The following is a 24,740-nucleotide window of genomic DNA, read 5'->3' as shown; positions in this document are numbered from 1 at the left end:
GTTCTCCGTACAGGTGAGTTATTTGGCCGTCGGCATGCTGAATTCAGGGCCCTTGGCAATGCTGTCGGGCCAGCGTTGCATCACGCTTTTGTAGCGGCTGTAGAAGCGAATGCCTTCTTCACCGTAGGCGTGGTGGTCGCCGAACAACGAGCGCTTCCAGCCGCCAAACGAGTGCCAGGCCATGGGCACCGGGATCGGCACGTTAATGCCGACCATGCCGACCTTGATGCTGCGGGCAAACGCACGGGCAATGCCGCCGTCGCTGGTAAAACACGACACGCCGTTGCCGAATTCGTGGGCATTGATCAACGCCACGGCGCTGGCGAAATCGGCGACGCGAACGATGCCCAGCACCGGGCCGAAAATCTCTTGCTGATAGATGCTCATCTCGGCAGTGACGTTGTCGAACAGCGTGGCGCCGACAAAGAAGCCCTGCTCGGCGCCCGGCACGGTGAAATGACGGCCATCGACAATCAGCTGCGCACCTTGCGCCACGCCCTGATCGATAAAGCCTTGCACCTTGGCCTTGTGCTCGGCGGTCACCAGCGGGCCCATGTCACTGTCGCTCTGCATGCCATTGCCAACCTTGAGCTGATCGATACGCGGCAGCAGTTTGGCAATCAGCTTGTCGCCCACATCACCCACTGCCACGGCAATCGAGATCGCCATGCAGCGCTCGCCGGCCGAGCCGTAGGCCGCACCGATCAGCGCGTCGGCCGCTTGATCCAGGTCTGCGTCGGGCATGACGATCATGTGGTTCTTCGCCCCGCCCAGCGCCTGCACGCGCTTGCCGCGAGCAGTAGCCTGCTGGTGGATGTACTCGGCAATCGGCGTCGAGCCCACGAAGGAAATCGCTTCGATGTCCGGGTGCTGCAGCAATGCGTCCACTGCCGCCTTGTCGCCCTGCACCACGTTGAACACCCCGTCTGGCAACCCGGCTTCGCTCAGCAGACGGGCCATGAGCAAACTGGCCGACGGATCACGCTCGGACGGTTTGAGGATGAAGCAGTTACCGGTGACCAGCGCCAGCGGGATCATCCACAGCGGCACCATCACCGGGAAGTTGAACGGCGTGACCCCGGCGCAGACGCCCAGCGGCTGACGCAGGTTCCAGTTGTCGATGCCGCCGCCGATGTTGTCGCTGAATTCGGTTTTCAGCAGGTTGGGCGCGCCACAGGCGTACTCGACGATCTCGATGCCGCGGGTGACTTCGCCCTTGGCGTCAGAGAACACCTTGCCGTGTTCACGGCTGATGATCTCGGCCAGCTCGTTGTGATGCTGGTCGAGCAATTCCTTGAACTTGAACATCACCCGCGAGCGGCGCAGCGACGATTGCTCGGACCAGGCCGGGAACGCCTTCAACGCCGAGGCCACCGCCTCGTCCACTGTCGCCTGGCTGGCCAGCCCGACCCGCGCCTGCACGCTGCCGGTGGCCGGGTTGAAGACATTGCTGAACCGTTCGCTGCCAGTGTCACGCACGCGGCCGTCGAGGTAATGGCCGATGATCGGGGCGTCGCTCATTGTTCTTGTTCTCCATGCATAGGGTCGAATTCAGAGATCGAGCAGCCAACTGTGCTGCGGATCGTTGTGGAACTGCCAGACGCGCTTGGGCCCGGCCATCACGTTCAGGTAATACGACTCGTAGCCGTACGGCACGCTGACCGGGTGATAGCCCTTGGGTACCACCACCAGGTCGCTGTTTTCCACGGCCATGGCCTGATCGATGCTGCGGTCGTCGGTGTAGACCCGCTGGAAAATGAAGCCCTGGGGCGGATTGATCTGGTGGTAATAGGTTTCTTCGAGAAAGCTCTGATGCGGCAGGTCGTCGGTGTCGTGCTTGTGTGGCGGGTAACTCGACGAGTGCCCGGACGGCGTGCGCACTTCCACCACCAGCAGCGAATGAGCGGGTTCGGTGTCCGGCAGAATGTCGCAGACGTAACGGGTGTTGGCGCCCTTGCCGCGTACGCTGCGCTTCATGGTTTCGGGCCTGATCAGGCGCGGGCCGAGGTTGGCGGCGGTCGCGCCGGGGGCGGCGCAGACGGCAATCTGCACATCGCTCAAGGCCACGACCTGCGCCTGGCTGCCGGGTGGCAGGTAGACGGCGAAGGGTGATTTGTCTTCGAACACCGACTGCCGGTCACCCAGGTTGTCCCAGTCGAACGCGCCCTGCCCCGGCGCTTCGCCCTTGAGGCTGATGCGGCCGCTGAGCAGCACCAGGCACAATTCCTTGTCGCCGGCGCTGACCGGCAGCACTTCGCCGAGGCTCAAGCGGTAAGCGGCAAAACCGACGTATTGCAGTTCACCTTCGGCCAGTTCGACCATGGTCCGGCCACGGGCGTGGCTTTTGACTAGCAGGCTCATCGGGCGGTCCTCTCGTCGAGCAAGGCGCGCAGGGTGTCGTAGCCCTTTTTCGCATAGACATAGCTCGGCGCCACCGCCGGATCCTGCTCGGCCTCGACCACCAGCCAGCCGTGATAATCGTTGGCCAGCAAGACGTCGAGCAGCGCGGCGAAATCGATGTCGCCATCGCCGGGCACGGTGAAGGTGCCGTTGATGATGCAGTCCGGGAAGCTCCACAGGTTGTTGCGCGCCAGTTGCACCACCGGTTTGCGCACGTCCTTGAAGTGCACGTGGCAGATGCGGTCGATGTGTTTGCGCAGCACCTGCAACGGTTCGCCGCCACCCATGTAGCAATGGCCCGAATCGAACAGCAGGCCGACTTCGCTGCCGGTCAGCGCCATCAGCTTGTCGATGTCGGCGGGCGATTCGACGTAGGCGCCCATGTGGTGGTGATAGGCCAGTCGTACGCCCTGGGACAGGGTGAAGCGCGCAAGCTCGGTGAGTTTGTCGGCGTATGCCTGCCAGGCCTGTTCAGTGTGGAATCGCGGACGTTCGACCAATGGAATGCGCTGGCCCTGGATCGAATCGGCGACTTCGCCGTACACCAGCACCGTGGCGCCGTTTTTCGCCAACAGTTCGACATGGCTGCCGATGGCGTCGATTTCCTCGGCGACCGAGCGGCGGGCCAGACGGCTGGAATACCAGCCGGAGACCAGCGCCAGGTCATAGGGGCGCAGCACATCACCGACGCCTTTGGCGTCCTTGGGGAATTTTCCGTTGAGTTCGAAGCCTTCGTAGCCGATGTCCTTGCCTTCGCTCAAAGCGGTACTCAGCGGCGTCTCGCCACCAAGGGACGGCAGGTCGTCGTTGCTCCAGGAGATCGGGTTGATGCCAATTCGGATAGCGGGCATGGCTGCACCTTTTATTGTTTTCAAATAAACCTGAGACCGCTGTGGTCGGTTTTCCTGTGGGAGCTGGCTTGCCTGCGATGGCATCACCGCGGGCTAACTGAAAAAACCGAGTTGCCTGCATCGCAGGCAAGCCAGCTCCCACACTTGATCCCATTGCAACTACCAATAGCTGTCAGGCGCGAGCACTGCGCCAGGCATCAATCAACTCGACAAACGTGCCCTGCACCTGAGCAATCAACGCCTTGTCATCAATTTCCCCGGCCATCCACGCCCGGCTCGGTTCCTGGAAAATCGTCCGGCCCACGGCAAAACCACGGCAAGTGCGGCTCTGACTGGCTTGCTGAAAGCCCTCGGCCAACGCTGCCGCCGGGGCATTCAGGCCCAGCAGCACCACGCCCCGGCAGTACGGATCGCGTTCCTGAATCAGCTCATCCAGGCGTTTCCATTCCTCGCTACTCTGCGCTTCGATCTTCCACCACGCCGGGTAAATACCGAGGTTGTAGAGGCGTTTCAGTGCGCGATAGAGCACGTCCGGGTGCGTCGAGGGATGATCCTTGGGTGGAATGATTTCCAGCAGCAGTTCATGGCCGCTGACTTGCGAAGCCTGATACAAACCCTTGATCTGGGCTTCCTGCTCCAGACGCAGCATCGGCTCGTCATCCGGGTGAAATTGCACCAGGCACTTGATGATCTGCTCCTGCGGCCAGGCAATCAGGTTGCTGCCGATGGAGCGCCCGTGTTCGAACGCCAAGGGCCGCGAACCTTGCACTTCCACCGGCCGCGCGACCCACCAGCCACGACCGGTGGCGGCGTTCAGCGAGTCCTGGCCGAAGCGCTGATCGGCCAGCAGGCCGACATCGGCGTCGACGCCCTGCTCGCGCAAATCGGCCTCGACCCGTTCCACGGCCTTGATAAACAGTTGCTTGAGTTCGCCGATGGCGCTCAGGTCGCGACCGCCCTTTTGTGCCAGTTCCACCAATTGCCCGCGATGGTCGAAGGCAAAGATGAACAGCTGCCGCCACTGTTTGCGCGGCACGCTGACCTGATGCAGGCGTTGCAGGGTCGCGTCCTGATCCGGACGGGTGATCGGCACCGGGCTGTTGAACAGGTAATCGAGTTCGGCGCGGGTCGGCATCGCCGGGGCACAGGCATGGCGCGATACCACCAGGCCGCCGCAAGCATTGGCCAATTGGCAGCAGCGTTCGTCGCTGGCGTCCTCCAGCCACCCGGCGAGGAAGCCCGACATGAAGGCATCGCCGGCGCCCAGCACGTTGAGTACCTCGACTTGCACGCCGGGGTAGATCGCGCCGTCTTCAAGACGCACCGGGATCACCCCGTGAATCACCGTGCAGCCTTGCGGGCCGAGCTTGACCACCAACGTCGCCGCGCTCAGGCGCCGCACATTGCGCAGTGCGGTCAGCAGATCTTCGGCGCCGCCGGCAATCAGAAACTCTTCTTCGGTGCCGACGATCAGGTCAAAACGCGGGAGGATTTTCTGCACATGCTGGCTGACGTTCTGGTCGGCGACAAAACGGGTTTCGCCGTCCGCCTTGCCCGCCAGCCCCCACAGTACCGGGCGATAGTCGATGTCGAGAATGCGTTTGACGTTGTGTTTTTCGGCGTAGTCCAGCGCCTGGATGCTCGCCTTGTACACGCCGTCGGTGGAGAAATGGGTGCCGGTAATCAGCAGTGCCTTGCTGGAGGCAATAAAGGCTTCGCTGATGTCTTCGGCCCGCAGCGCCATGTCGGCGCAATTTTCACGGTAGAACACCAGCGGGAACGTCTCGCGGTCCTTGAGGCCCAGCAGGACCATGGCGGTCAGGCGCTCCGGATCGACCTTGATGCCGCTGACGTCGCAGCCCTCACGGGCCAGGGACTCAAGCAGGAAACGGCCCATGTGGTCATCGCCTACCCGGCTCAGCATCGCCGACTTCAGACCCAGCCGCGCAGTGCCAAAGGCGATGTTGGCGGACGAGCCACCGAGGTATTTGGCGAAACTGGACACATCCTCCAATCGCGCCCCGACTTGCTGCGCATAGAGATCGACGCCAAGGCGCCCCAGGCAAATCAGATCCAATTGACGCCCACTGGCAAAACGAGTCTGGCCCATGCTGGCTCCTGTTATTTTTATCAGCCTGCATCCGGGGCCATGACGGCGCCGAACACTGTTGGTGAATGCAGACTAAAACGAGCAGGACCGAACAATCAATATTTATTCTATAAATTTTTTACGTGGAATATTTTTTCCAATAAACTTCAGTGCAAGCGCTCCAGAAGCAGTGCATCGTTTCAGCAACGCCCATGCCGGGCGCAAGCTCAAGATTTTATTCCGGCCTACCCTGTAGACTGCGCACAGCCCACTTATTGTCAGGGGACGGCCCCATCCGTCGTCCCTATAAGAACAAGCCAGAAGGATTTTCTATGTCCCGCACCGATCAGCCGGCCACGACCGAGAGCACGCCCGAGAGCGACCTGCCGAGCCCACCGATCAATGCCGAGCGTTTACTGCAGCTGATCACCGACGAATACGAAAGCCTGCCGCGCCAGCTCAAACGCATCGCCAGCTACATGAGCCAGCAGAGCGACCGGATCATGGTCGACCGCATCAGCGACATCGCCCGCGAGTGCGAAGTGCATCCGTCGGCCATCGTGCGTTTCTCCCAGCGTTTCGGTTTCAGCGGTTTCAGCGAAATGCAGGCGCTGTTTCGCGAGGCGTACACGCACAAGACCACGCCGGTGCAGAACTACCAGCAACGCATCCGCAGCATGATCGCCAACAAGTCGCAGAAGGCCAGTGGCGGCGATCTGGCGCGTGAATGCATCAACGCCACGCTGTCGGGCATTGAACGATTGGGGCTGGAACTGGACGATGCGGCTTTCGACAAGGCCGTGGACCTGGTGGTCAACGCCGACAACATCTACGTGGTCGGTGTGCGCCGCTCGTTCGCGGTGGCGGACTATCTGGTTTACAACCTGCAACACACCAACAAACGCATTCACCTGGTCTCTGGCCTGGGTGGTAGCTATCGCGAGCAGATGCGCAGCGTGCGCGCCAACGACCTGGTGATCGCCATCAGCTTCACGCCCTATGGCAAGGAAACCCAGCACTGCCTGCGCATCGCCCAGCACCACCAGGCCAAGACGCTGATCATCACCGACAGCAACCTCTCGCCGCTGGCCAAGCGCGCCAGCACGGTGTTGCTGGTCAATGAAGGCAGCTCGTTTGCGTTTCGCTCGTTGAGTGCGACGTTGTGTTTGTGTCAGGCGCTGTTCATTGCCGTGGCCTATCGGCTGGAATTGAAAGTGGATGAAATTCATGAACAGGTCGGTTTCGACGACTGACAATTTCTTCAGGCTCGGATAGGTTATGCCCTTCCCCGATTCGACTTGAAGGAACGCGTCATGAAACTGATCGGCATGCTGGACTCCCCTTACGTGCGGCGTGTGGCGATTTCCGCCAGACAGCTGGGCATCGACCTGCAACACGACGCGGTTTCGGTGTTTCGCCACTTCGAGCAATTCCAGCAGATCAACCCGGTGGTCAAGGCGCCGACGCTGGTGCTGGATGACGGTGAAGTGTTGATGGATTCAACGCTGATCATCGACTACCTCGAAGCGCTGGCCGGCCCCGCCAAAAGCCTGATGCCCGACGACCTCAAGCAGCGTGCGCGTGCATTGCGGGTGATCGGCCTGGCCTTGGCAGCCTGCGAAAAATCGGTACAGCTTTACTACGAGCGCAACCTGCGGCCGGCGGAGATTCAATATCAGCCGTGGATCGAGCGGGTCGAGGGGCAACTGGCGGCGGCGTATTCGGCGTTGGAACAGGCGCTGGAACAGCAGCCGCTCGTGGGCGGCGCTTCGATAGCGCAGGACGGCATTACCGTGGCGGTGGCCTGGAGCTTCACCAATCTGGTGGTGCCGGATCAAGTCGATGCCAAACGCTGCCCACGAATCGCTGAGTTCACCGAACAGGCGGAAAAGCTTGAGGCGTTCATCGCTACCCCGATAACCTGAGCGCCCTCACCCACGGACCCGCCCCATGACCGCCGCTGACACTCCTGCCCCGGCGTTGAAGGAGATCTTCAACGCCGAACGCCTCAAGCACATTGCGACCGAGATGACGGCGGTTTACCCGGCGTTCGATGCCAAGGCGTTCCTGAAGCTGGCCAATAACGGCCTCGCCGACCTGTCGATCATGCAGCGCATGGCCAGGGTCAGCGAGAGCCTGCAGGCGGTGTTGCCGCTCGGCTACGAAGAATCCCTTGAGGTGCTGCGCGCCCTCGCCCCACGTCTGAACAGCGCGTTTGTCAGCATTTCGCTGCCGCAGTACGTGGCGCTGTATGGCGCGCATGACTTCGAGCGTTCCATGGACGCGCTCAAGTATTTCACCGCGTTCGGCTCGTCAGAGTTTGCGATCCGGCATTTCCTGCGCAGCGATCTTCAGCGCTCATTGAAGCTGATGCGTAAATGGTCGCTGGACGACAACGAGCACGTCCGCCGCCTGGCCAGCGAAGGCAGCCGTCCGCGTTTGCCGTGGTCGTTTCGCCTGGAAGCGATTCAGGCGGATCCAACACTGGCGGCTGCGATCCTCGACAACCTCAAGGCCGACGAAAGCCTTTATGTGCGCAAGTCCGTGGCCAACCACCTCAACGACATCACCAAGGACCATCCCGAGTGGGTGTTGGATCTGATCGAGGGTTGGTCACTGGACAACAAACACACGGCGTGGATCGCCAAACATGCGCTGCGCAGCTTGATCAAACAGGGGAATCAGCGGGCGCTGGCGATCATCGGCGCCAGCGGCAAGGCCGAGGTCGAGATTGTCGGGGTGAAGGTGGAACCGGCGGTGATTCGGCTTGGGGAGAAGATCACGCTGTCGTTCACGGTGAAATCCACGGTGGCGGCGAGTCAGCGGCTAGTGATCGATTATGCAATTGATTATGTGAAGGCCAATGGCGGGACGTCGGCGAAGGTGTTCAAGCTCAAGGCGTTGACGTTGCCGGGGCACGCCAGTGAATTTGTCAGCCGAGGCCAGCAGATCAAGGAGCTGACCACACGCCGGCATTACGCGGGCGCGCATGCGGTGCACATCATGGTCAATGGCGAACGGTTGGCCAGTAGCTCATTCGAAATACTCGCTGAAAATCAAGTCTGATCGCAGAACCCTGGGGCGAGGGGCAAGCCCCCTCGCCACAGGTGATTTTCTATTACAACGGATGAGGGCCTAGCAGCAACCCCTGCTCCGCCTCACACAACCCCACCACGTAATCCCACAACACCCGCAGCCGTACCGACTTGTGCAGCTCACGCCGGGTACTGATCCAGTAGCTGCGCTGAATGCTCTCATCCGGCAGCAATGGCACCAGGTCCTTGTCCGCATCGGCCATGTAGCACGGCAACACCGCGATCCCCAGCCCCGAACGCGCCGCCTGTTGCTGGGCGATCACGCTGGTGCTGTGAAACACCACGCGCGGATTGCGGCAGAAGCTGTTGAGGAACATCAGTTCCTGGCTGAACAGCAAGTCGTCGACGTAACCGATCCAGGCATGGCGAGCGAGGTCTTCGCGGCTGTCGAGCGGTGGCGCGCGGTCCAGGTAGGCCTGGCTGGCGTACAGCGCCAGGCGATAGTCGGTGAGTTTGCGGGTGACCAGCATGTCGGCAGCCGGGCGTTCCAGATGGATGCTGATCTCGGCCTCGCGGTTGAGGATGCTGACAAAGCGCGGCACCGCGACCAGTTCCACCTCCAGCCCCGGATAGCGTTCGAACAGGCCGTTCATGCGACTGGCGAGAAACATGATGCCCAGGCCCTCGGTCACACCGACGCGGATTTTGCCCAGCGGCGCAGTGGACTGGGTGATTTCCTCCTGGGCCAGCAGCGCGACGTTTTCCATGGCTTCGGCGTGTTTAAGCAACGCTTCGCCGGCCGGCGTCAGCTCGTAGCCTTGGGCATGCTGGACGAACAACGCGGTGCCCAGGCTCTTTTCAATCGCCTCGATATGCCGTGCGACAGTCGCGTGAGTGGTGTTCAAACGGCGGGCGGCGGTGAGCAGACGGCCACTGCGCTGCAACTCGAGAAAAAACCGCAGGTCATTCCAGTCGAACATGTCGCGTCCTTGTTGACTAAGCTGTTTAAAAACGCACAGCGGCTGCGCAAAAACTAACATTCTTTATACGAAAGCTAACAACTAGGATGACCGACAACAAGAACAACAAGATGATGAGGTAAGGGATGGACACTGCCCTTGATGAGTTCGACTACATCGTGGTCGGCGCCGGGCCGGCCGGATGTTTGCTGGCCAATCGGTTGTCGGCCAACCCGCAACACCGGGTGCTGCTGCTCGAAGCCGGTGGCCGCGACAATTACCCGTGGATTCACATCCCCGTCGGCTACCTGTTCTGCATCGGCAACCCGCGCACCGACTGGTGCTTCAAGACCGAAGCGCAAGCGGGTCTGCAAGGCCGCGCCCTGAGTTACCCGCGTGGCAAGGTGCTGGGCGGCTGTTCCTCGATCAACGGCATGATCTACATGCGCGGTCAGGCCAGCGATTACGACGGCTGGGCGGCCGAGGGCAATCCCGGCTGGGCCTGGAACGACGTGCTGCCGCTGTTCCGAAAAAGCGAAAACCACTTTGCCGGCGACTCCGAATTTCATGGCGCTTCCGGGGAATGGCGGATCGAACGCCAGCGCCTGTCGTGGCCAATTCTCGACGCCTTCCGCGACGCCGCCGAACAAAGCGGCATTGCCAGCATCGACGACTTCAATCAGGGCGACAACGAAGGCTGCGGTTATTTCCAGGTCAACCAGAAGGCCGGGGTGCGCTGGAATGCGGCCAAAGCCTTTCTCAAACCGATCCGCCAGCGCGCCAATCTCACCGTATTGACCGACGTTGAAGTGGACCGCGTGCTGCTGGAAAACGGCCGCGCCTGCGCCGTGCATGCCCGTTTGAAGGGCCAGGTCAGGACGTTCAAGGCGCGTAAGGAGATCGTCCTCTGCGCCGGCTCCGTCGGCTCGCCGGGCATCCTGCAACGCTCCGGCATCGGCCCACGCCCGCTGCTGGAAAAACTTGGCATCGGCGTCGCTCATGAACTGCCCGGCGTGGGCGGCAATTTGCAGGATCACCTGCAACTGCGGCTGATCTACACGCTGGAAAACGCCCGCACCCTGAACCAGATCGCCGGCAGTCTATGGGGCAAGATGGGCATGGGCCTGCGTTACCTGTATGACCGCAGCGGCCCGCTGTCGATGGCGCCGAGTCAGCTGGGCGCCTTTGCCCGTTCGGGGCCGGAGCAGACGTCGGCCAATCTGGAATACCACGTACAGCCGCTGTCGCTGGAGCGTTTCGGCGAGCCGCTGCACGCGTTCCCCGCCTTCACCGCCTCGGTCTGCGACCTGCGTCCGCAAAGCCGTGGCCGCATCGACATTCGCAGCGCCGATCCACAGGACTCGCCGCTGATCCAGCCCAACTATCTGAGCCACCCGCAAGACCTGCGCGTCGCGGCAGACGCCATTCGCCTGACCCGGCGCATCGTCGCCGCACCGGCCCTGCAAGCGTTCAAACCGGTGGAGTACCTGCCCGGCGACAGCCTGCAAAGCGAAGAACAATTGCACGAAGCCGCCGCGCGCATCGGCACGACGATTTTCCACCCGGTGGGCACCTGCCGGATGGGCAACGATGCGGATGCGGTGGTCGATGCGCAGCTCAAGGTGCATGGCGTTCCCGGCTTGCGCGTTGCTGATGCGTCGATCATGCCGCGTATTACCTCGGGCAATACCTGTTCGCCTACGCTGATGATTGCGGAGAAGGCGGCGCAGTTGATCCTGGATGCACCCACGAGGCGTTTTGCAGCGAAAGAAGAAGCACTGACCGTCGTCTCTTGAGCAAAGGAACAGCGGCGCTGGCCCGTCGGTTCAACGCAATCCCTGTGGGGGCGAGCCTGCTCGCGAAAGCGGTGTATCAGGCGCATTGATGTTGAATGTGCCGCCACTTTCGCGAGCAGGCTCGATCCACAGGATAGCGCTTGAGCTGACAGGCCGGCACCGACAGTGGAACAACAAAAACAATCACTGTAAGGGATATCGCTATGTCGGAACATGTTCAGCCCCTGGAAACGACGCGCAGCGCCGGCATCCGTCATGACACGCAAAAAGTCATCTTCGCCTCGTCCCTGGGGACGGTGTTCGAGTGGTATGACTTTTTTCTCTACGGCGCCCTCGCGGCGGTCATCAGCAAGCAGTTCTTCGCCGGGGTCAATGACACCACGGCGTTCATCTTCGCGCTCATGGCGTTTGCCGCCGGGTTTATCGTGCGCCCGTTCGGGGCGCTGGTGTTCGGTCGGTTGGGGGACATGATCGGGCGCAAATACACCTTTCTGGCGACCATCATTCTCATGGGCCTGGCGACGTTCTGTGTCGGTTTGCTGCCGACCTACGCCAGCATCGGCATCGCCGCCCCGATCATTCTCGTGCTGTTGCGCATGCTGCAAGGCCTGGCGTTGGGCGGTGAATACGGCGGCGCGGCGACTTACGTGGCCGAACACGCACCGATCGGCAAACGTGGCTTCCACACCAGCTGGATTCAATCCACCGCGACCCTCGGCCTGCTGCTGTCGCTGCTGGTGGTGCTCGGCTGCCGCTATTTTACCGGTGACCAGTTCGAAGTCTGGGGCTGGCGCATTCCGTTCCTGTTTTCCATCGTGTTGCTGGGCATCTCGACCTGGATTCGCCTGAGCCTGCACGAGTCTCCCGCGTTCGTGAAAATGAAAGAGGAAGGCAAGCTCTGCAAGCAACCGATCCGCGACTCCTTCGGTAAGTGGGAAAACCTCAAAGTGGTGCTGATCGCCCTGTTCAGCATCAACGCCGGACAAGCAGTGACCTTCTATGCCGCGCAGTTTTACGTGCTGTTCTTCCTGACCCAGTTCCTGAAAATGGACCCGGCGCTGGCCAACAGCCTGCTGATTGTCAGCGTGATCATCGGCGCACCATTCTTCATCTTCTTCGGCTGGCTGTCGGACAAGGTCGGACGCAAACCGGTACTGATGATCGGCCTGCTGCTGGCCACGGCCCTGTACTTCCCGATCTTCAAATCCCTGGCCCATTACGCCAACCCGGCCATCGACCAGGCCAGCCGTCAGGCGCCGATCACCGTGTTGGCCGACCCGGCCACCTGCACCTTCCAGTTCGACCCGGTGGGCAAGGCACGCTTCGACAGCCCGTGTGACAAGGTCAAGACGTTCCTGGTCAAGCAGGGCCTGCCCTACAGCAGTACGGCAGCCCCGGCTGGCAGCGGTGTGCAGGTGAGTGTCGGCGACGTGAAGATCGATGGCTATGACGAATCGGCCCTGCGCGGCGCGGTGACGCTGGGCGGGTACCCGTCGCAAGCGGATGTGCAACAGATCAACAAGCCGATGATCGTGGCGCTGATTGTCGCGCTGATCATCATCTCAGCCATGTGCTACGGCCCGCTGGCGGCACTGATGGTCGAACTGTTCCCGACACGCATCCGCTACACCTCGATGTCCCTGCCCTATCACATCGGCAACGGCTGGTTCGGCGGGTTCCTGCCGACGGTGTCGTTTGCGCTGGTGGTGTACACCGGGGATATTTTCTACGGGCTGTGGTATCCGGTGGTGATTACCGGGGTGAGCCTGGTGGTGGGGATGATCTGTTTGCGTGAGACGCGGAACGTGGACCTGGATAAAAACTGACGGTATATCCACTTGTGGCGAGGGAGCTTGCTCCCGCGGGATTGAGCAGCAATCCCGTTTCCAGGGCCGCTTCGCAGCCCCGCCGGGGCAAGCTCCCTCGCCACAGTTCGGTCAAACGTCCTTGATGACCTCAAAGGTCACCTGATTCGGATAAAACGCCACATGCCCGCGTATTTGCTCCACTGACGTCTTGGGTTCCTCATAACTCCATACCGCATTGGCCCCTTCGTGCCCCGGAATCTGCAAGCTGAAGTAGCTCGCATCGCCCTTGTAGGGGCAATAACTGGTGTGATCGGTGCGGGCGTAGTACTGCTCGTCGATGTCCTCGCGCGGCACGTAATACACCGGCGGGTAATTGGCTTCCAGCAGCACCAGCGCGCGTGAGGACGCCGCCACCTGAATGCCGTGGAACTTCACCAGCAGACAGTCGGGTTCCTGGGCGATGGTGATGGGGTGGCCGGGTTCGGGGATGTTCATGGAATGCGCTCTCCTCATAAGGCTTGCCCGCGATGCACTGCACAGCGGCCGCAAAACCTGAGACCGCAGACTTTGAGGTATAACTCATGTTTCGTGTGGGCGTCGGCTTTGCAGCCGAACGGAAGCGATGCCCCGCCTCTAAAAAACAAAAGATCGCAGCCGGGCGGCAGCGCCTACGGTTATACGACCCGCCTGGAACTGTCGCTGGCCGCGATCTCTTGGTCTTTACCTCAAATCACATCACGCGACGATATCGCTCGCCACTGCCTGGCCCACCATGCCGACGGCAAAATCCACCGCGCCGTGACCGGTCAGGTCGACCATCAGGCTGGTCTGATCGGTTTCTGCAAAGTAAGTCAGGATCGCGTCGCCGGCATGGCCGGTGAAGCCGCTGACGAAGTTCAGCGTGGCCGCGCCCGTGGCAAAACCAGCGATACCCGACAGGTCGATCTTGTCCTGGCCGGTGGTGAAATCCATGATCCAGTCAGGTGCGGTCATGGTCGAATCGCTGGCTGCGCCGTAGACAAAGGTGTCCGCTCCGGCACCGCCCCACAATGAATCACCGCCGCCGGCACCGTAGATGATGTCGTTGCCGGCACCGCCTTGCAGGTCATTGGCGACTGCGTTGCCAATCAGCAAATCATTGCCCGAACCGCCAATGGCGTTTTCCAGGGTCACACCGTGGGCGATGGACACGTTGCCGACCAGGCCACCGACATCGGAGAACGAACCTTCGTTGAGGTTGATCTTCTGGTTCTGGTTGAAGCCGGAGAAATCCAGGGTGTCGTTACCGCCGCCGTCCCACACCGAAAACACCACTTTCGACGCGGCGGAGGTGGCGCTGTAGAAGTCGCGTTCGGCGTTGGAGTTGAAGCCGTACACGGTGTCGCTGGCACGGGTTTCAAGGTTGGCACCGTAGAGTTTCTGCACGGCGGCGATGTCATCCAGCAACGGTGCCGAGGCATAGGCGCCGCTGCCGTCCTTGCTGAAGTTCTGCTGGGTATTGCTCTCGCTCCAGTAGCTCATGAGGCTGTAGCCACGAGTGTCCTGGGCGTAAGTAACGTCGTTGTAGGTCGGGTTGCCATTGCCGGCGTTGTACACGCCCGGATGGGACAGGCCCAGGGTGTGACCGATTTCGTGGGTCAGGGTCTGGCGACCGTAGTTGTTGATGTCCGGGGTTTTGTTGACCTGGTATTGGTCGTTGATCATGTACCAGGACTGGCCATCATACTGGCTGCCTTGTGGCAGATAGGCGAACGCCGCACCGCCGGTGTTGTTGCTGTAGTTGCCGAAGGTCATGTGACCGTCGCCGCCGCTGCCTTCGCTGAAGGTGACCTTGGCCACGTCCGACCACGACTGCATCGCCAGCACCGCCTGGGCTTTCTGCTGGGCGCTGAACTCGCTGAAGGTGCCGAGCTTGGCGTCGTAGTTCGACGGCTTCGAGGTCAGGAAGGTGTAAGTGAGATCGATCTTGCTGTCGCCATTCTTGTCATGCCATGACATGCCTTTGCGCAGGATCTGGTCCGCCGCCTGATCGGCGGTAAACGATGGCTTGCCATTCACCAGCGCGCTGCCGCCACGGTCGTACAAATGGCTGAAGGTGTCGACTTTCGTGTAGGCGTCACTGGTCTGGGAGAGTGCTTGAGACATGCTCACGTCCTTGTTCCAAAGTAGTCGGTTTACGACAGACCGCGGCGATCCCTTGGCGAGATCGTCCTGTCACTCGCCTTTTTAAAAGGCGTGGTGAACCTGACATAACTGGAAACGTGGTGCTATTGATTTTCTCGATAGACCTGACTGCGATCCCCCGTGCAGGTCATCGCGTCAACGGCATATGCGTCACAAAGAACTCGATAAACACCCGCCGTTTCGGCGGCACCTGCCGACCTGAAGGCCAGAGCAGGTTGAACTGCCCCCGCTCCCAGGTGAACGCCTCCAGCACTTCCACCAGACGGCCATCGGCCAGCGCCTCACGAACGACGAAATCGGCAGCGTAAGTGATCCCCAGGCCTTGCACCGCAAGGTCCATGCGCCCTTCCACCGAGTTGCAGATCATCGCCCGCGGCAATTCCAGTCCCATGGGCTGATCGTCGCGTTTGAACAACCACGTCTGCAACTTGCCGGACTGTGGGAAGCGGAAATGAATGCACGCCTGCTGGTGCAAATCTTCGGGGCATTGCGGGACGCCACGGCGCGCCAGATACGCGGGCGAGGCAACCGTGAGCATCCGGTAAGTGCCCAGCGACCGCGCCGACAGCCCCGAGTCCTTGGGCGCGCCACTGCGAATGACCGCATCAAAACCCTCGGTGATGACATCGGTCAGGCGGTCGGTAAATTCAAGGTCCAGCTGGATGTCCTGATAGCGCGACTGAAACTCGCCAAAGATCGCCACAAAGAGCCTGGCAATCATCGGCAAACTGATGCGCAACGGCCCTTGTGGCAGAGACACATTTTGCGACAGTTCTTCGCCAGCCACCTCCAGTTCCGTCAGTACCCGGCGACAGCGCTCGACACATTGGGTGCCTTGCGCCGTCAACGTAATGCTGCGGGTACTGCGGTGAAACAGCCGCACACCGAATCTGGCCTCCAGCCGTGACCGGCGCCAGCGGACTCGGAGCGGGCATCGCCAAGGCAGCGCTGGCCGGCTGGAAAGCCGTCGCCGGTTCAGAAGCATCGACCTGAGTCGACGTCATCACCGGCAATCCTTTATCTGTATATCCATACAGATAAAGGTTGCTCCCGTCGCAATCCCTGCGCATGCTGTTCACCTTCTTCAAACCGACTTGAACGATGGTGCTCATGCAGCTGTACCTCTGTGAAAAACCTTCCCAGGCCAAAGATATTGCGGCCGTCCTTGGCGCCAAGCGTCGGGGCGACGGCTGCTGGCTGGGAACGAACGTCACGGTGACCTGGTGCATCGGCCATCTGCTGGAAACCGCGCCGCCTGACGCCTATGACGCGCGCTACAAGCGCTGGGTACTGGCAGACCTGCCAATCATTCCCGACAAATGGAAAATGACCGTCAAACCGCGTACGGCCAGCCAGTACAAGGCAGTCAAACGCCTGCTGGGCGAAGCCAGCGAACTGATCATCGCCACCGACGCAGACCGTGAAGGCGAGATGATTGCCCGGGAGCTGGTGGAGCATTGCCGCTATCGCGGGCCGATTCGCCGGCTGTGGCTGTCGGCACTGGACGATGCCTCCATTCGCAAGGCGCTGGCGGCCCTCAAGCCGGGGGCCGAAACCTTCAGCCTTTATCATTCGGCGCTGGGCCGTTCCCGGGCCGACTGGTTGATCGGCATGAACATGAGCCGTTTGTTCACGCTACTGGGGCGTCAATCCGGTTATCAAGGCGTGCTGCCGGTGGGACGGGTGCAAACGCCGACCTTGCGGCTGGTGGTGGACCGCGATCGCAGCATCGCCGACTTCGTGCCGGTGGCTTATTGGGCCATCGATGTGCAACTGCTCCACGATGGCACCGCGTTCATGGCCCAGTGGCGTGCGACGGCCGACGCCTGCGACGATCAGGACCGCTGCCTGAATCAGGCGCTGGCGCAACACGCGGCTGACGCGATGGGGGCTGCGTCCAGCGCTCGGGTGATCAGGCTGCGCACCGAGCGCATGCGCGAAATCGCCCCGCTGCCGTTCGACCTGGGCACCTTGCAGGAAGTCTGCTCGAAGAAACTCGGCCTCGGCGCCCAGGAAACCCTCGACATCGCCCAGGCGCTCTACGAGACCCACAAAGTCATCACCTACCCGCGCAGCGACTGCGGCTACCTGCCTGTCAGCCAGCACAGCGAAGCCCCAAGCATTCTCGCGGCGCTGCGTCAGGCCGATCCGGGCCTGAACGCCCTGCACGATTATCTGCAGCCACAGCGCAAGTCCCGGGCATGGAACGACGCCAAGGTCAGCGCGCACCACGGCATCATCCCGACGGCGGCGGCGAAAAACCTTGAGCGCCTTGCGGGCAAGCAGCGCGCGGTCTACACCCTGATTCGCGCCCGTTATCTGGCGCAGTTCCTGCCCAACCACGAATACGACCGCACCCAGGCTGATTTCGACTGTGCCGGCGAAGCCTTGCGCGCGGTGGGCAAGCAGATTGTCGAACCCGGCTGGAAACGCGCCCTGCCCGAAGCCCTCGCCCCCGCCAAGGGTCGCGAGGCCCCGGCGCCGCAAACCTTGCCGGCGCTGGCCGAAGGACGAGACTGCGCAGTCGACGACGTGCGGCTCAAGGACCTCTGGACCCAACCGCCCAAGCCATTCACCGAGGGCGATCTGATCAAGGCGATGAAGAATGTCGCCAAACTGGTGGAAGATCCGCTGCTCAAGCAGAAACTCAAGGACACCACCGGCATCGGCACCGAAGCGACCCGCGCCTCGATCATCCAGGGCTTGCTCGATCGGGGTTATCTGGTGAAAAACGGCAAGGCCCTGGCGGCGACGCCAGCGGCGTTCAGCCTGATCGACGCGGTGCCTCGGGCCATCGCCGATCCGGGCACCACGGCGATCTGGGAACAGGCGCTGGACATGGTGCAAAGTGGTGAAATGAGCCTGGAAGAATTTGTCACCAAACAGGCCGCCTGGATGAGCAAGCAAGTCGCTCGCTGCTCCGGCCTCAACCTGACCATCAGCGGCCCGGCCAGCCCCGCAGGTAAAGGCGCCGCGCCGTGGAAGAACAAACGCAAGAGCAGCCCACGCAAGCCATCGACGGCTCCCAGACGTGGCGCCAAAACGGCGGCCAAAACATGACGGCACTTCGAGCGGTCAGCGATAGTCTAGTGTTGCTCAAGCGACCGTCCACCTTCTGAAAAAGGCATCGATCATGATCATCGTCCACCACCTGAACAACTCCCGCTCCCAGCGCATCCTGTGGTTGCTGGAGGAGCTGGCCATCCCCTACGAACTGAAGCTCTATCAGCGCGACCCGAAAACCAACCTGGCTCCGCCTGAACTCAAGGCGATCAACGCCTTGGGTAAATCGCCGGTTATCGAAGACGGCTCGCAAAAACTGATCGAGTCGGGCGCCATCATCGACTATCTGATCCGCCGTTATGGCCAGGGCCGCCTGCAACCGGATCCGGCCACCGAAGCCTACGATCAATACGTGCAATGGCTGCACTTCGCCGAAGGCTCGGCGATGCTGCCGTTGATGCTGAACCTGTATGTCGGTCGCCTGGGAGAAGCCGGTGCGCCGCTGCACCCACGCATCAACTCGGAAGTGGCCAACTACCTGGGCTACATCGACACCGCGCTGAGTCAGTCCGATTACTTGTTGGGCGATGAACTCAGTGGCGCGGATATCCAGATGAGTTTTATCGGCGAGATTGCCAGGGCCCAGGGCAAGCTGGTGGACTATCCGCATATCGGCGCCTGGGTCCAGCGGTTTCAGGCACGCCCCGCTTACATCGCGGCCCTGAAAAAAGGCGGCAAATACGACTTCGCCCCGCACTGAGTCAATACATCGGGTCAGGGACGGCCCGAAACATCAGGAGTTCGCGATGCCTTCAATCGAGCTGCACGCCGCGCAACGCGACGAGCTGGAGTGCATTGAAAACCTGATGCAATTCTACCTGTACGACTTCAGCGAATGGCTGCCGCTGAAGCTGGGCGAGCATGGCTTTTTCAACATCCAGCCCAAACTGGACTATTGGCGCCAGCCCGCCACCCGCCCGTTTCTGATCAAGGTGGATGGCGAGCTGGCTGGCTTCGTGACCGTGGATGATGAAACCCATATCCCGGGCGCAGAACACAACATCGGCTACTTTTTTGTCAGTCGGCGCTTTCGTGGCCAAGGCGTCGCAAAGTTTGTCGTGTCCACCCTCTTGAGCCGAATCCCCGGCCAATGGCAAATTTTCCATATCGATGCGAATCAGCCTGCACGCCTGTTCTGGGCCCGTGTTGTCCCGGTGTTGACCGAAGGGCTGTTCACCACGCACCAGCTGGACGTGGACGGCTATCCGTGCACGTTCTACCGCTTTGAAAGAGCGCAGCCTGCGCCAGCGCCTACGGGATTTCCCTCCCGTTCCTAATACCAAAACCACTTTGTCCGACAATATGTAGTGACTAAAAATAATCACTACATAATCGTTGACGCCGCCGATTTGCCCTTGCATGATGCAGACGTCTCCCCGATCGGGAGTACCGGCAACATGTTTGAGCAAGCTCGTCTGACCGCCGAGCTGTTTTTCCCGGATACACGCTGCCCACAAGGCAGATTGAAGAAGCTGACCTGGCCCGAACGTCCAGTACAAAGACGAGAAGCGCTGGCGAAACGATCTCATGATGCTTGTGGCCGACCCTGAAAACGTCGGCAGTGGCCTCCAGGTTTTCGCCGCTTCTCTTCGTTGTGACGCTATTGCGTAGCAGTTATTCAACACGACTACATGCAGCAGACGCGAGACCCCGTCCAATTGACGGCTGACCGCTGACGTCCTGGTTTCGGTGCCAGGGATCAACTAACCGATGGGCTACCTGTATTAGCGAATCAACTTTGAAAGATCACCAAATGGTCAAGGGGCTTACCATGAATCTGAACAATCAACCGACTATCGACGAACTGGCTCAACTGTTCGCGGCACAGAAAGACAGCCTCGACAGCCATATTCTGTGGATCAGCAAATCGGGCCAGGTGCATATCGACTGCCTGTCGCCCAATGCCCACGAAGCCGAGTTCGACCAGAACAACCAGAACCTGCTGGCCCGCCTGAAGATGTACCGTCGCGGCCAGGGTTATGTCGGCAAGAAAGCCGCCGCCGACAAGGACTTCATCGCCAATGTGCTGCAAACGCTGAAACAGGCGTGGGCGTCGTTGCAGAACCAGAATGAAGTTCGGGTGATTGATCGGTTCTACTGAGTTGCTGGTTTAACAAACATCCACAAAAAAGGGCCTGCTCCTATCAGGGAGCAGGCCCTTTTTTATGCCCGCCATTCACCCTTTATCCCTGCAGGACAGGACTTTTGTGGCGAGGGAGCTTGCTCCCGCTGGGCTGCGTAGCGGCGCCCTTTTGTGAGTGCTGCGCACTCAAGCGCGAGCAGGCTCGCTCGCCACAAAATTCGCTTGCAGGGCTCAATGATGTTCAGGGCAGCTTAGCGCTCATCACCAACCCCACAAACGCCAGCGCCGCCGCACTGTGATAATTGTTTTTCCTGCGCAACAACGCCGCACCGCGCTGGGGGATCTCGCCCTGCACGACTACCTTGCGCAGTGCCCGATCTTCGGTAGCAATCGCTTCGGGCAGGATCGTCGCCATCGGCGCATGGCGAATCACCTCCAGCAAGGTGCTCACCGAGTTCACCTCGATCGCGACCTTGGGCGTGATGCCTTGCTGTCGAAAGTACTCATCAATAGAAGACCGGGTAATAAACCCCGGCTTGAGCAACGCGAAGTCCAGCTGCGCCACTTCTGCCGACGTCAGCACTTGCGAGCTGTGGTATAGCGGATGATCGCGTCCGACCATCAGCCCCAATGTCTCGACAAACGCTGGAATGCATTCGATCTCCGGGTTGCGTACCGGCGTAAAGGCAATCGCGATATCCAGTGAGTCATCCGCCAGCCCGGCCTCGATGTCGTCCATCGACAACTCGAAAATCTCCAGGTGAATACCGGGGAACCGCGCCGTGTAGTCGCGTACCAACGGCCCCACCAGATACGCCATGAATGTCGGCGTCATGGCCAGGCGCAAGCTGCCGCGAGACAAGTCCTTCACGTCGTGCAAGGCGCGTTTGCCCGCCTCCAACTCCACCAGTACCCGCCGGGCGCACTCGATATAAGCCTCGCCCGCGTCCGTGGGCTTGACCGTACGCGAGGTGCGGTCGAACAGGTTCACGCCCAGGGCTTCTTCCAGTTGCCGGATCTGCTGGGACAGGGTCGGCTGGGAAACGTGCAACGCCTCGGCGGCGCGGGTGAAGCCGCCGTGATCGGCGACCGCCAGCAAGTAGCGCAAATGTCGGAGCAGCATGGGATCACCATCTATAGGCTGTACTTATGCTCCGCATTGTATATGAGTCTTGGACGCTATGGATAAATTGGCCGAAGATTGCTCCACACACAGCAACAACCCACAGCCAAACCCGAAAGGAGTCACACCATGCAACAGTCCCACGCTTACAACGACACCAGTCTGGCCCTGACCACCTCGATCCTTGATGCCAAGGCCCGTAAAAACCTGTCGTGGCAGGACCTGACCGAAGGCACCGGCCTGAGCCTGGCCTACGTCACCGCCGCCCTGCTCGGCCAGCACCCGCTGCCGGCAGACGCCGCCCAAGTGGTCGGCGACAAACTGGAGCTGGATGCCGCAAGCGTCGCTCAACTGCAAATCATCCCGCTGCGCGGCAGCCTCTCGGGTGTACCGACCGACCCGACCATCTACCGCTTCTACGAAATGATCCAGATCTACGGCACCACCCTCAAAGCCCTGGTTCACGAGCAATTCGGCGACGGCATCATCAGCGCGATCAACTTCAAGCTGGACATCAAGAAAGTCGAAGATCCGGAAGGCGGCTCTCGCGCCGTGATCACCCTGGACGGCAAGTTCCTGCCACTGCGTCCTTTCTAAATCAGTACCGGCCCGCACGCACAGTGCGGGCCAACCACCCAACCTCTTTCATTCACCACTTTCATCTGGAGGATGCCCCATGAACAAAATTCTATTGGCCCTGGCACTGATCGCCGGCCTGTCGACCCAGGCTCAAGCCGCAGACGACGCCGTCGCCTACCGCTACGGCATGGAACTGGACATAGCCCACGTCGTGAACATCACACCGGCCGCTGACGTGTGCGGGCCGACTCCGGTGGAAATGACTTACCTGGACTCCAAAGGCGTCACGCACATTCTGCAATACAGCGAGTTCGGCAACGGCTGCTCGAACTGAGCCGCGACTGTTTATCACTTATGAGGAAGCAACCATGAAAGCGCTCATCGACGGTTTTTTGAAGTTCCAGAACGAAGCATTTCCACAACGCACCGACCTGTTCAAACACCTGGCCACCACCCAGCACCCCGGCACGCTGTTCATCACCTGCTCCGACAGCCGCGTCGTGCCGGAACTGTTGACCCAGCAAGAGCCCGGTGAACTGTTCGTGATCCGCAACGCGGGCAATATCGTGCCCTCCTACAGCCCGCATCCCGGCGGTGTGTCGGCCACGGTGGAATATGCGGTCGCGGTACTGGGCGTCACCGACATCGTGATTTGCGGGCACTCGGACTGCGGCGCCATGACTGCTGTTGCCAAGTGCAAATGCATGGATCACCTGCCCGCCGTCAGCGGCTGGTTGCAGCATGCCGAATCGGCCAAAGTCATCAACGAATCGCGTCAGCACGCCAATGAAGCGGCCAAGGTCAGTTCGATGGTGCGCGAGAACGTGATCGCGCAACTGGCCAATATCCAGACCCACCCAAGCGTGCGCCTGGCCCAGGAAAAAGGCCTGTTGAACCTGCATGGCTGGGTGTACGACATCGAGACCGGCTCGATCGATGCGCTGGATGCCGATAGCCGTAGTTTTGTGTCCTTGATCGAACACCCAGAGACGTGTGCAGTTCAGGGGCGTGCGGTGGATGCTGCGGCCTGATTCATGAGCAGAAATATGGAATGTGATTGCACACATTCCTGTGGGAGCGAGCTTGCTCGCGATAGCGGTCTGACAGGCAACATAAGTGTTGAATGTGCAACCGTCATCGCGAGCAAGCTCGCTCCCACAGGGGGCTCCAGCGGATGAAAAATCAGCGTTTTATGCCGAGATCAATCTGGGTCATCCGGCTACGAACGGTAAACACCCCATCCCCCGACAGAATCGCGCTGCGGGCAAACAGGCGGCCACTCTCCCAGTTCGAAAGCCCCAGCTCCGGCTTGTTCAGCGCGTACTGGCCGTCGACCCAACGGGTAATCCCGTTGCCCACGAACGGCGCGTTGACCGCGTTGTAGAAACGCTCCTGAACCTCGGCCTCTTCGCTGATCAAGGACACGGTAAATTGCGGGCTGTACTGGTTGAACAAGGCAATCGCCTGGTCCAGGTCGTCAACGATCTTCAGGCTGACTTCCGGGGTTTCTTCCCACTCCCACTCACGGCCCAACTGGTCTTCCGGCAGCGGCTCGGCCTGAACTTCGGTGACATAGCCTTCAGCACGATAAACCTCGACGCTGGCGCCCTGCCAATCGTTTGGCAGATACGATTCACTGCCTTCGACGATGTGCAATTTGCAGCCCTGACCCCGCGCCTTGCCGGCCTGTTGCAGCGCATCCAGAAACAGCGGCACCAGTTCAGCGGCACGTTCGCGCTGGATCAGGCAGACGTTCAAGGTGTTGCAAACTTTGCGGTCCAGCGAGTTGCGCACCACCGCCGCAAAGCGCTGGGCATCCGCACCGGTATCGGCAATCAGCCAGGCACCGCCGGTGCCATGCAGGCTGACGGCGGTGCCGGCCTGTTGCGCGATGCTACCCAACTGGCTGACCGCTCGCCCCGAACCACGGGCCACCGCCAACGACAGACGGCGGTCGGCAAACATCGCCCAACCGGCGGCGTGATTGACACTTTCAACGAGGGAAACCGATCCCGCCGGCAACCCGGCCGCGGCCAGCGCTGGATTCAACGCATGCGTGACGATGGCTTGGGCGGTGCCCAACGCATCGCTGCCAATACGCAGCACAGCGGTGTTACCAGTGCGCAAGACACCGGCCGCGTCGGCGAACACATTCGGCCGACCTTCAAAGACGAAGGCGACGATGCCCAGCGGCGACACCACTTGCTCGACTTTCCAGCCGTCATGTTCGACGCAACTGATGACTTTGCCGCGCGTGGCCGCAGCGTCGCGCCAGGCGCGCAGGCCGGCAATCATGTCGCGGCGCATATGCTCGTCGGCCAGCAGGCGGGTGGTGGAGCGTCCGCGAGCCTTGGCCCGTTCGATGTCAGCCAGGTTGGCGGCCTCGATCAAGGCCCAGCAATCCGGAGTTTCCAGGCGCCCGGCAAACAGGTCGAAGAATGCACTGATCGCCTCGTCCGACACCGCCGACATCGCCTTGAAAGCCGCTTGTGCGCGCTCGATCGCCACGGCTGCCGCTTGCTGGTCAGCCACCGGGATCAGCAGCAACTCGCCACTGACCTGTTCCACCAGCAAATGGTCGCCGGGCGCAAAACGTGCCGCCAATTCGGGGCTGACCACAGAGACACGATTACCGGCGAAAGGGATTGGCGTGCCAGCGACAAGACGTTCGAGCGCAAGAGACATGAAACGGATTCACCATGCAGAGGGCGGCCGGAAAATGTATAGCAAATTTCCCGAAGCGTCATGCGGCGTCTTGGCGTAATGACTG

General features: G+C 60.9%; 22 protein-coding genes. 12 read left to right on the top strand and 10 right to left on the bottom strand.

Annotated elements, in window-relative coordinates:
* Positions 1-18 precede the first annotated feature (18 nt).
* The 4 genes from POF45_RS28315 to POF45_RS28300 form a co-directional block, all read right to left on the bottom strand.
* The gene (locus POF45_RS28315) at positions 19-1,521 is read right to left on the bottom strand and encodes a CoA-acylating methylmalonate-semialdehyde dehydrogenase (protein WP_259502450.1); all 1,503 of its coding nucleotides are present in this window, start codon (positions 1,519-1,521) and stop codon (positions 19-21) included.
* A 30-nt stretch (positions 1,522-1,551) separates the two neighbouring features.
* Positions 1,552-2,361, bottom strand: a complete 810-nt coding sequence (gene iolB / locus POF45_RS28310; RefSeq protein ID WP_259502449.1) for a 5-deoxy-glucuronate isomerase — start codon at positions 2,359-2,361, stop codon at positions 1,552-1,554.
* The gene (gene iolE / locus POF45_RS28305; protein ID WP_259502448.1) at positions 2,358-3,251 is read right to left on the bottom strand and encodes a myo-inosose-2 dehydratase; all 894 of its coding nucleotides are present in this window, start codon (positions 3,249-3,251) and stop codon (positions 2,358-2,360) included. The genes iolB and iolE overlap by 4 nt, the downstream gene beginning before the upstream one ends.
* A 172-nt stretch (positions 3,252-3,423) precedes the next feature.
* A complete protein-coding gene (locus POF45_RS28300) occupies positions 3,424-5,361 on the bottom strand; it encodes a bifunctional 5-dehydro-2-deoxygluconokinase/5-dehydro-2-deoxyphosphogluconate aldolase (RefSeq protein ID WP_282317288.1) in 1,938 nt (645 codons plus the stop codon).
* Positions 5,362-5,672: 311 nt separating this feature from the next.
* Between POF45_RS28300 and POF45_RS28295 the strand changes: the two genes are divergently transcribed.
* From POF45_RS28295 to POF45_RS28285, 3 genes are read left to right on the top strand one after another with little or no spacing between them, the layout of a single operon-like run.
* Positions 5,673-6,593: a MurR/RpiR family transcriptional regulator gene (locus POF45_RS28295; protein WP_259502446.1), complete on the top strand. Its 921-nt coding sequence runs from the start codon at positions 5,673-5,675 to the stop codon at positions 6,591-6,593.
* 60 nt (positions 6,594-6,653) lie between these two features.
* On the top strand, positions 6,654-7,265 hold the full coding sequence (locus POF45_RS28290) for a glutathione S-transferase (RefSeq protein ID WP_282317287.1): 612 nt from the start codon (positions 6,654-6,656) through the stop codon (positions 7,263-7,265).
* Positions 7,266-7,290: 25 nt separating this feature from the next.
* Complete coding sequence (locus tag POF45_RS28285; RefSeq protein ID WP_259502444.1) at positions 7,291-8,406, top strand: DNA alkylation repair protein; 1,116 nt, start codon at positions 7,291-7,293, stop codon at positions 8,404-8,406.
* A 52-nt stretch (positions 8,407-8,458) separates the two neighbouring features.
* On the opposite strand, the gene POF45_RS28280 is transcribed toward POF45_RS28285, so the two are convergent.
* Positions 8,459-9,355, bottom strand: a complete 897-nt coding sequence (locus POF45_RS28280; RefSeq protein ID WP_259502443.1) for a LysR family transcriptional regulator — start codon at positions 9,353-9,355, stop codon at positions 8,459-8,461.
* 125 nt (positions 9,356-9,480) lie between these two features.
* Here POF45_RS28280 and POF45_RS28275 point away from each other — a divergent pair, with 125 nt between their 5' ends.
* Positions 9,481-11,130: a GMC family oxidoreductase gene (locus POF45_RS28275; protein WP_282317286.1), complete on the top strand. Its 1,650-nt coding sequence runs from the start codon at positions 9,481-9,483 to the stop codon at positions 11,128-11,130.
* Positions 11,131-11,333: 203 nt separating this feature from the next.
* The gene (locus POF45_RS28270) at positions 11,334-12,956 is read left to right on the top strand and encodes an MFS transporter (protein WP_282317285.1); all 1,623 of its coding nucleotides are present in this window, start codon (positions 11,334-11,336) and stop codon (positions 12,954-12,956) included.
* Between the two features lie 111 nt (positions 12,957-13,067).
* On the opposite strand, the gene POF45_RS28265 is transcribed toward POF45_RS28270, so the two are convergent.
* From POF45_RS28265 to POF45_RS28255, 3 genes are all read right to left on the bottom strand, one after another.
* A complete protein-coding gene (locus POF45_RS28265; protein ID WP_259502440.1) occupies positions 13,068-13,433 on the bottom strand; it encodes a DUF427 domain-containing protein in 366 nt (121 codons plus the stop codon).
* A 240-nt stretch (positions 13,434-13,673) separates the two neighbouring features.
* Positions 13,674-15,083 carry a serralysin family metalloprotease gene (locus POF45_RS28260; RefSeq protein WP_259502439.1) on the bottom strand — a complete coding sequence of 470 codons (1,410 nt, stop codon included), beginning with the start codon at positions 15,081-15,083 and terminating at the stop codon, positions 13,674-13,676.
* 166 nt (positions 15,084-15,249) lie between these two features.
* A complete protein-coding gene (locus POF45_RS28255; RefSeq protein ID WP_349016872.1) occupies positions 15,250-16,107 on the bottom strand; it encodes a LysR substrate-binding domain-containing protein in 858 nt (285 codons plus the stop codon).
* A gap of 125 nt (positions 16,108-16,232) precedes the next feature.
* Between POF45_RS28255 and POF45_RS28250 the strand changes: the two genes are divergently transcribed.
* The 4 genes from POF45_RS28250 (at position 16,233) to POF45_RS28235 (ending at position 20,286) form a co-directional block, all read left to right on the top strand.
* On the top strand, positions 16,233-18,182 hold the full coding sequence (locus POF45_RS28250) for a DNA topoisomerase III (RefSeq protein ID WP_282317283.1): 1,950 nt from the start codon (positions 16,233-16,235) through the stop codon (positions 18,180-18,182).
* 73 nt (positions 18,183-18,255) lie between these two features.
* Entirely contained in the window at positions 18,256-18,885 is a 630-nt protein-coding gene (locus POF45_RS28245; protein WP_282317282.1) for a glutathione S-transferase family protein, read from the top strand.
* A 46-nt stretch (positions 18,886-18,931) separates the two neighbouring features.
* Positions 18,932-19,462, top strand: a complete 531-nt coding sequence (locus POF45_RS28240) for a GNAT family N-acetyltransferase (protein ID WP_282317281.1) — start codon at positions 18,932-18,934, stop codon at positions 19,460-19,462.
* 494 nt (positions 19,463-19,956) lie between these two features.
* The gene (locus POF45_RS28235; protein WP_282317280.1) at positions 19,957-20,286 is read left to right on the top strand and encodes a hypothetical protein; all 330 of its coding nucleotides are present in this window, start codon (positions 19,957-19,959) and stop codon (positions 20,284-20,286) included.
* 223 nt (positions 20,287-20,509) lie between these two features.
* On the opposite strand, the gene cynR is transcribed toward POF45_RS28235, so the two are convergent.
* Positions 20,510-21,391: a transcriptional regulator CynR gene (gene cynR, locus POF45_RS28230; protein ID WP_282317279.1), complete on the bottom strand. Its 882-nt coding sequence runs from the start codon at positions 21,389-21,391 to the stop codon at positions 20,510-20,512.
* Between the two features lie 129 nt (positions 21,392-21,520).
* Here cynR and cynS point away from each other — a divergent pair, with 129 nt between their 5' ends.
* The 3 genes from cynS to POF45_RS28215 all read left to right on the top strand — a co-directional run bounded on the left by cynS (position 21,521) and on the right by POF45_RS28215 (position 23,001).
* On the top strand, positions 21,521-21,988 hold the full coding sequence (cynS, locus tag POF45_RS28225) for a cyanase (protein ID WP_259502432.1): 468 nt from the start codon (positions 21,521-21,523) through the stop codon (positions 21,986-21,988).
* 79 nt (positions 21,989-22,067) lie between these two features.
* Positions 22,068-22,304 (top strand): DUF2790 domain-containing protein, encoded by a 237-nt coding sequence (locus POF45_RS28220; RefSeq protein WP_259502431.1) that lies wholly within the window; start codon positions 22,068-22,070, stop codon positions 22,302-22,304.
* 34 nt (positions 22,305-22,338) lie between these two features.
* Entirely contained in the window at positions 22,339-23,001 is a 663-nt protein-coding gene (locus tag POF45_RS28215) for a carbonic anhydrase (RefSeq protein ID WP_282317278.1), read from the top strand.
* Between the two features lie 151 nt (positions 23,002-23,152).
* On the opposite strand, the gene POF45_RS28210 is transcribed toward POF45_RS28215, so the two are convergent.
* Positions 23,153-24,655: an aldehyde dehydrogenase family protein gene (locus POF45_RS28210; protein ID WP_282317277.1), complete on the bottom strand. Its 1,503-nt coding sequence runs from the start codon at positions 24,653-24,655 to the stop codon at positions 23,153-23,155.
* Positions 24,656-24,740 lie beyond the last annotated feature (85 nt).

The organism is Pseudomonas fungipugnans (assembly GCF_029955235.1).
GTDB classification, from domain to species: domain Bacteria; phylum Pseudomonadota; class Gammaproteobacteria; order Pseudomonadales; family Pseudomonadaceae; genus Aquipseudomonas; species Aquipseudomonas fungipugnans.
This window is presented reverse-complemented; position numbering and strand designations above follow the sequence as displayed.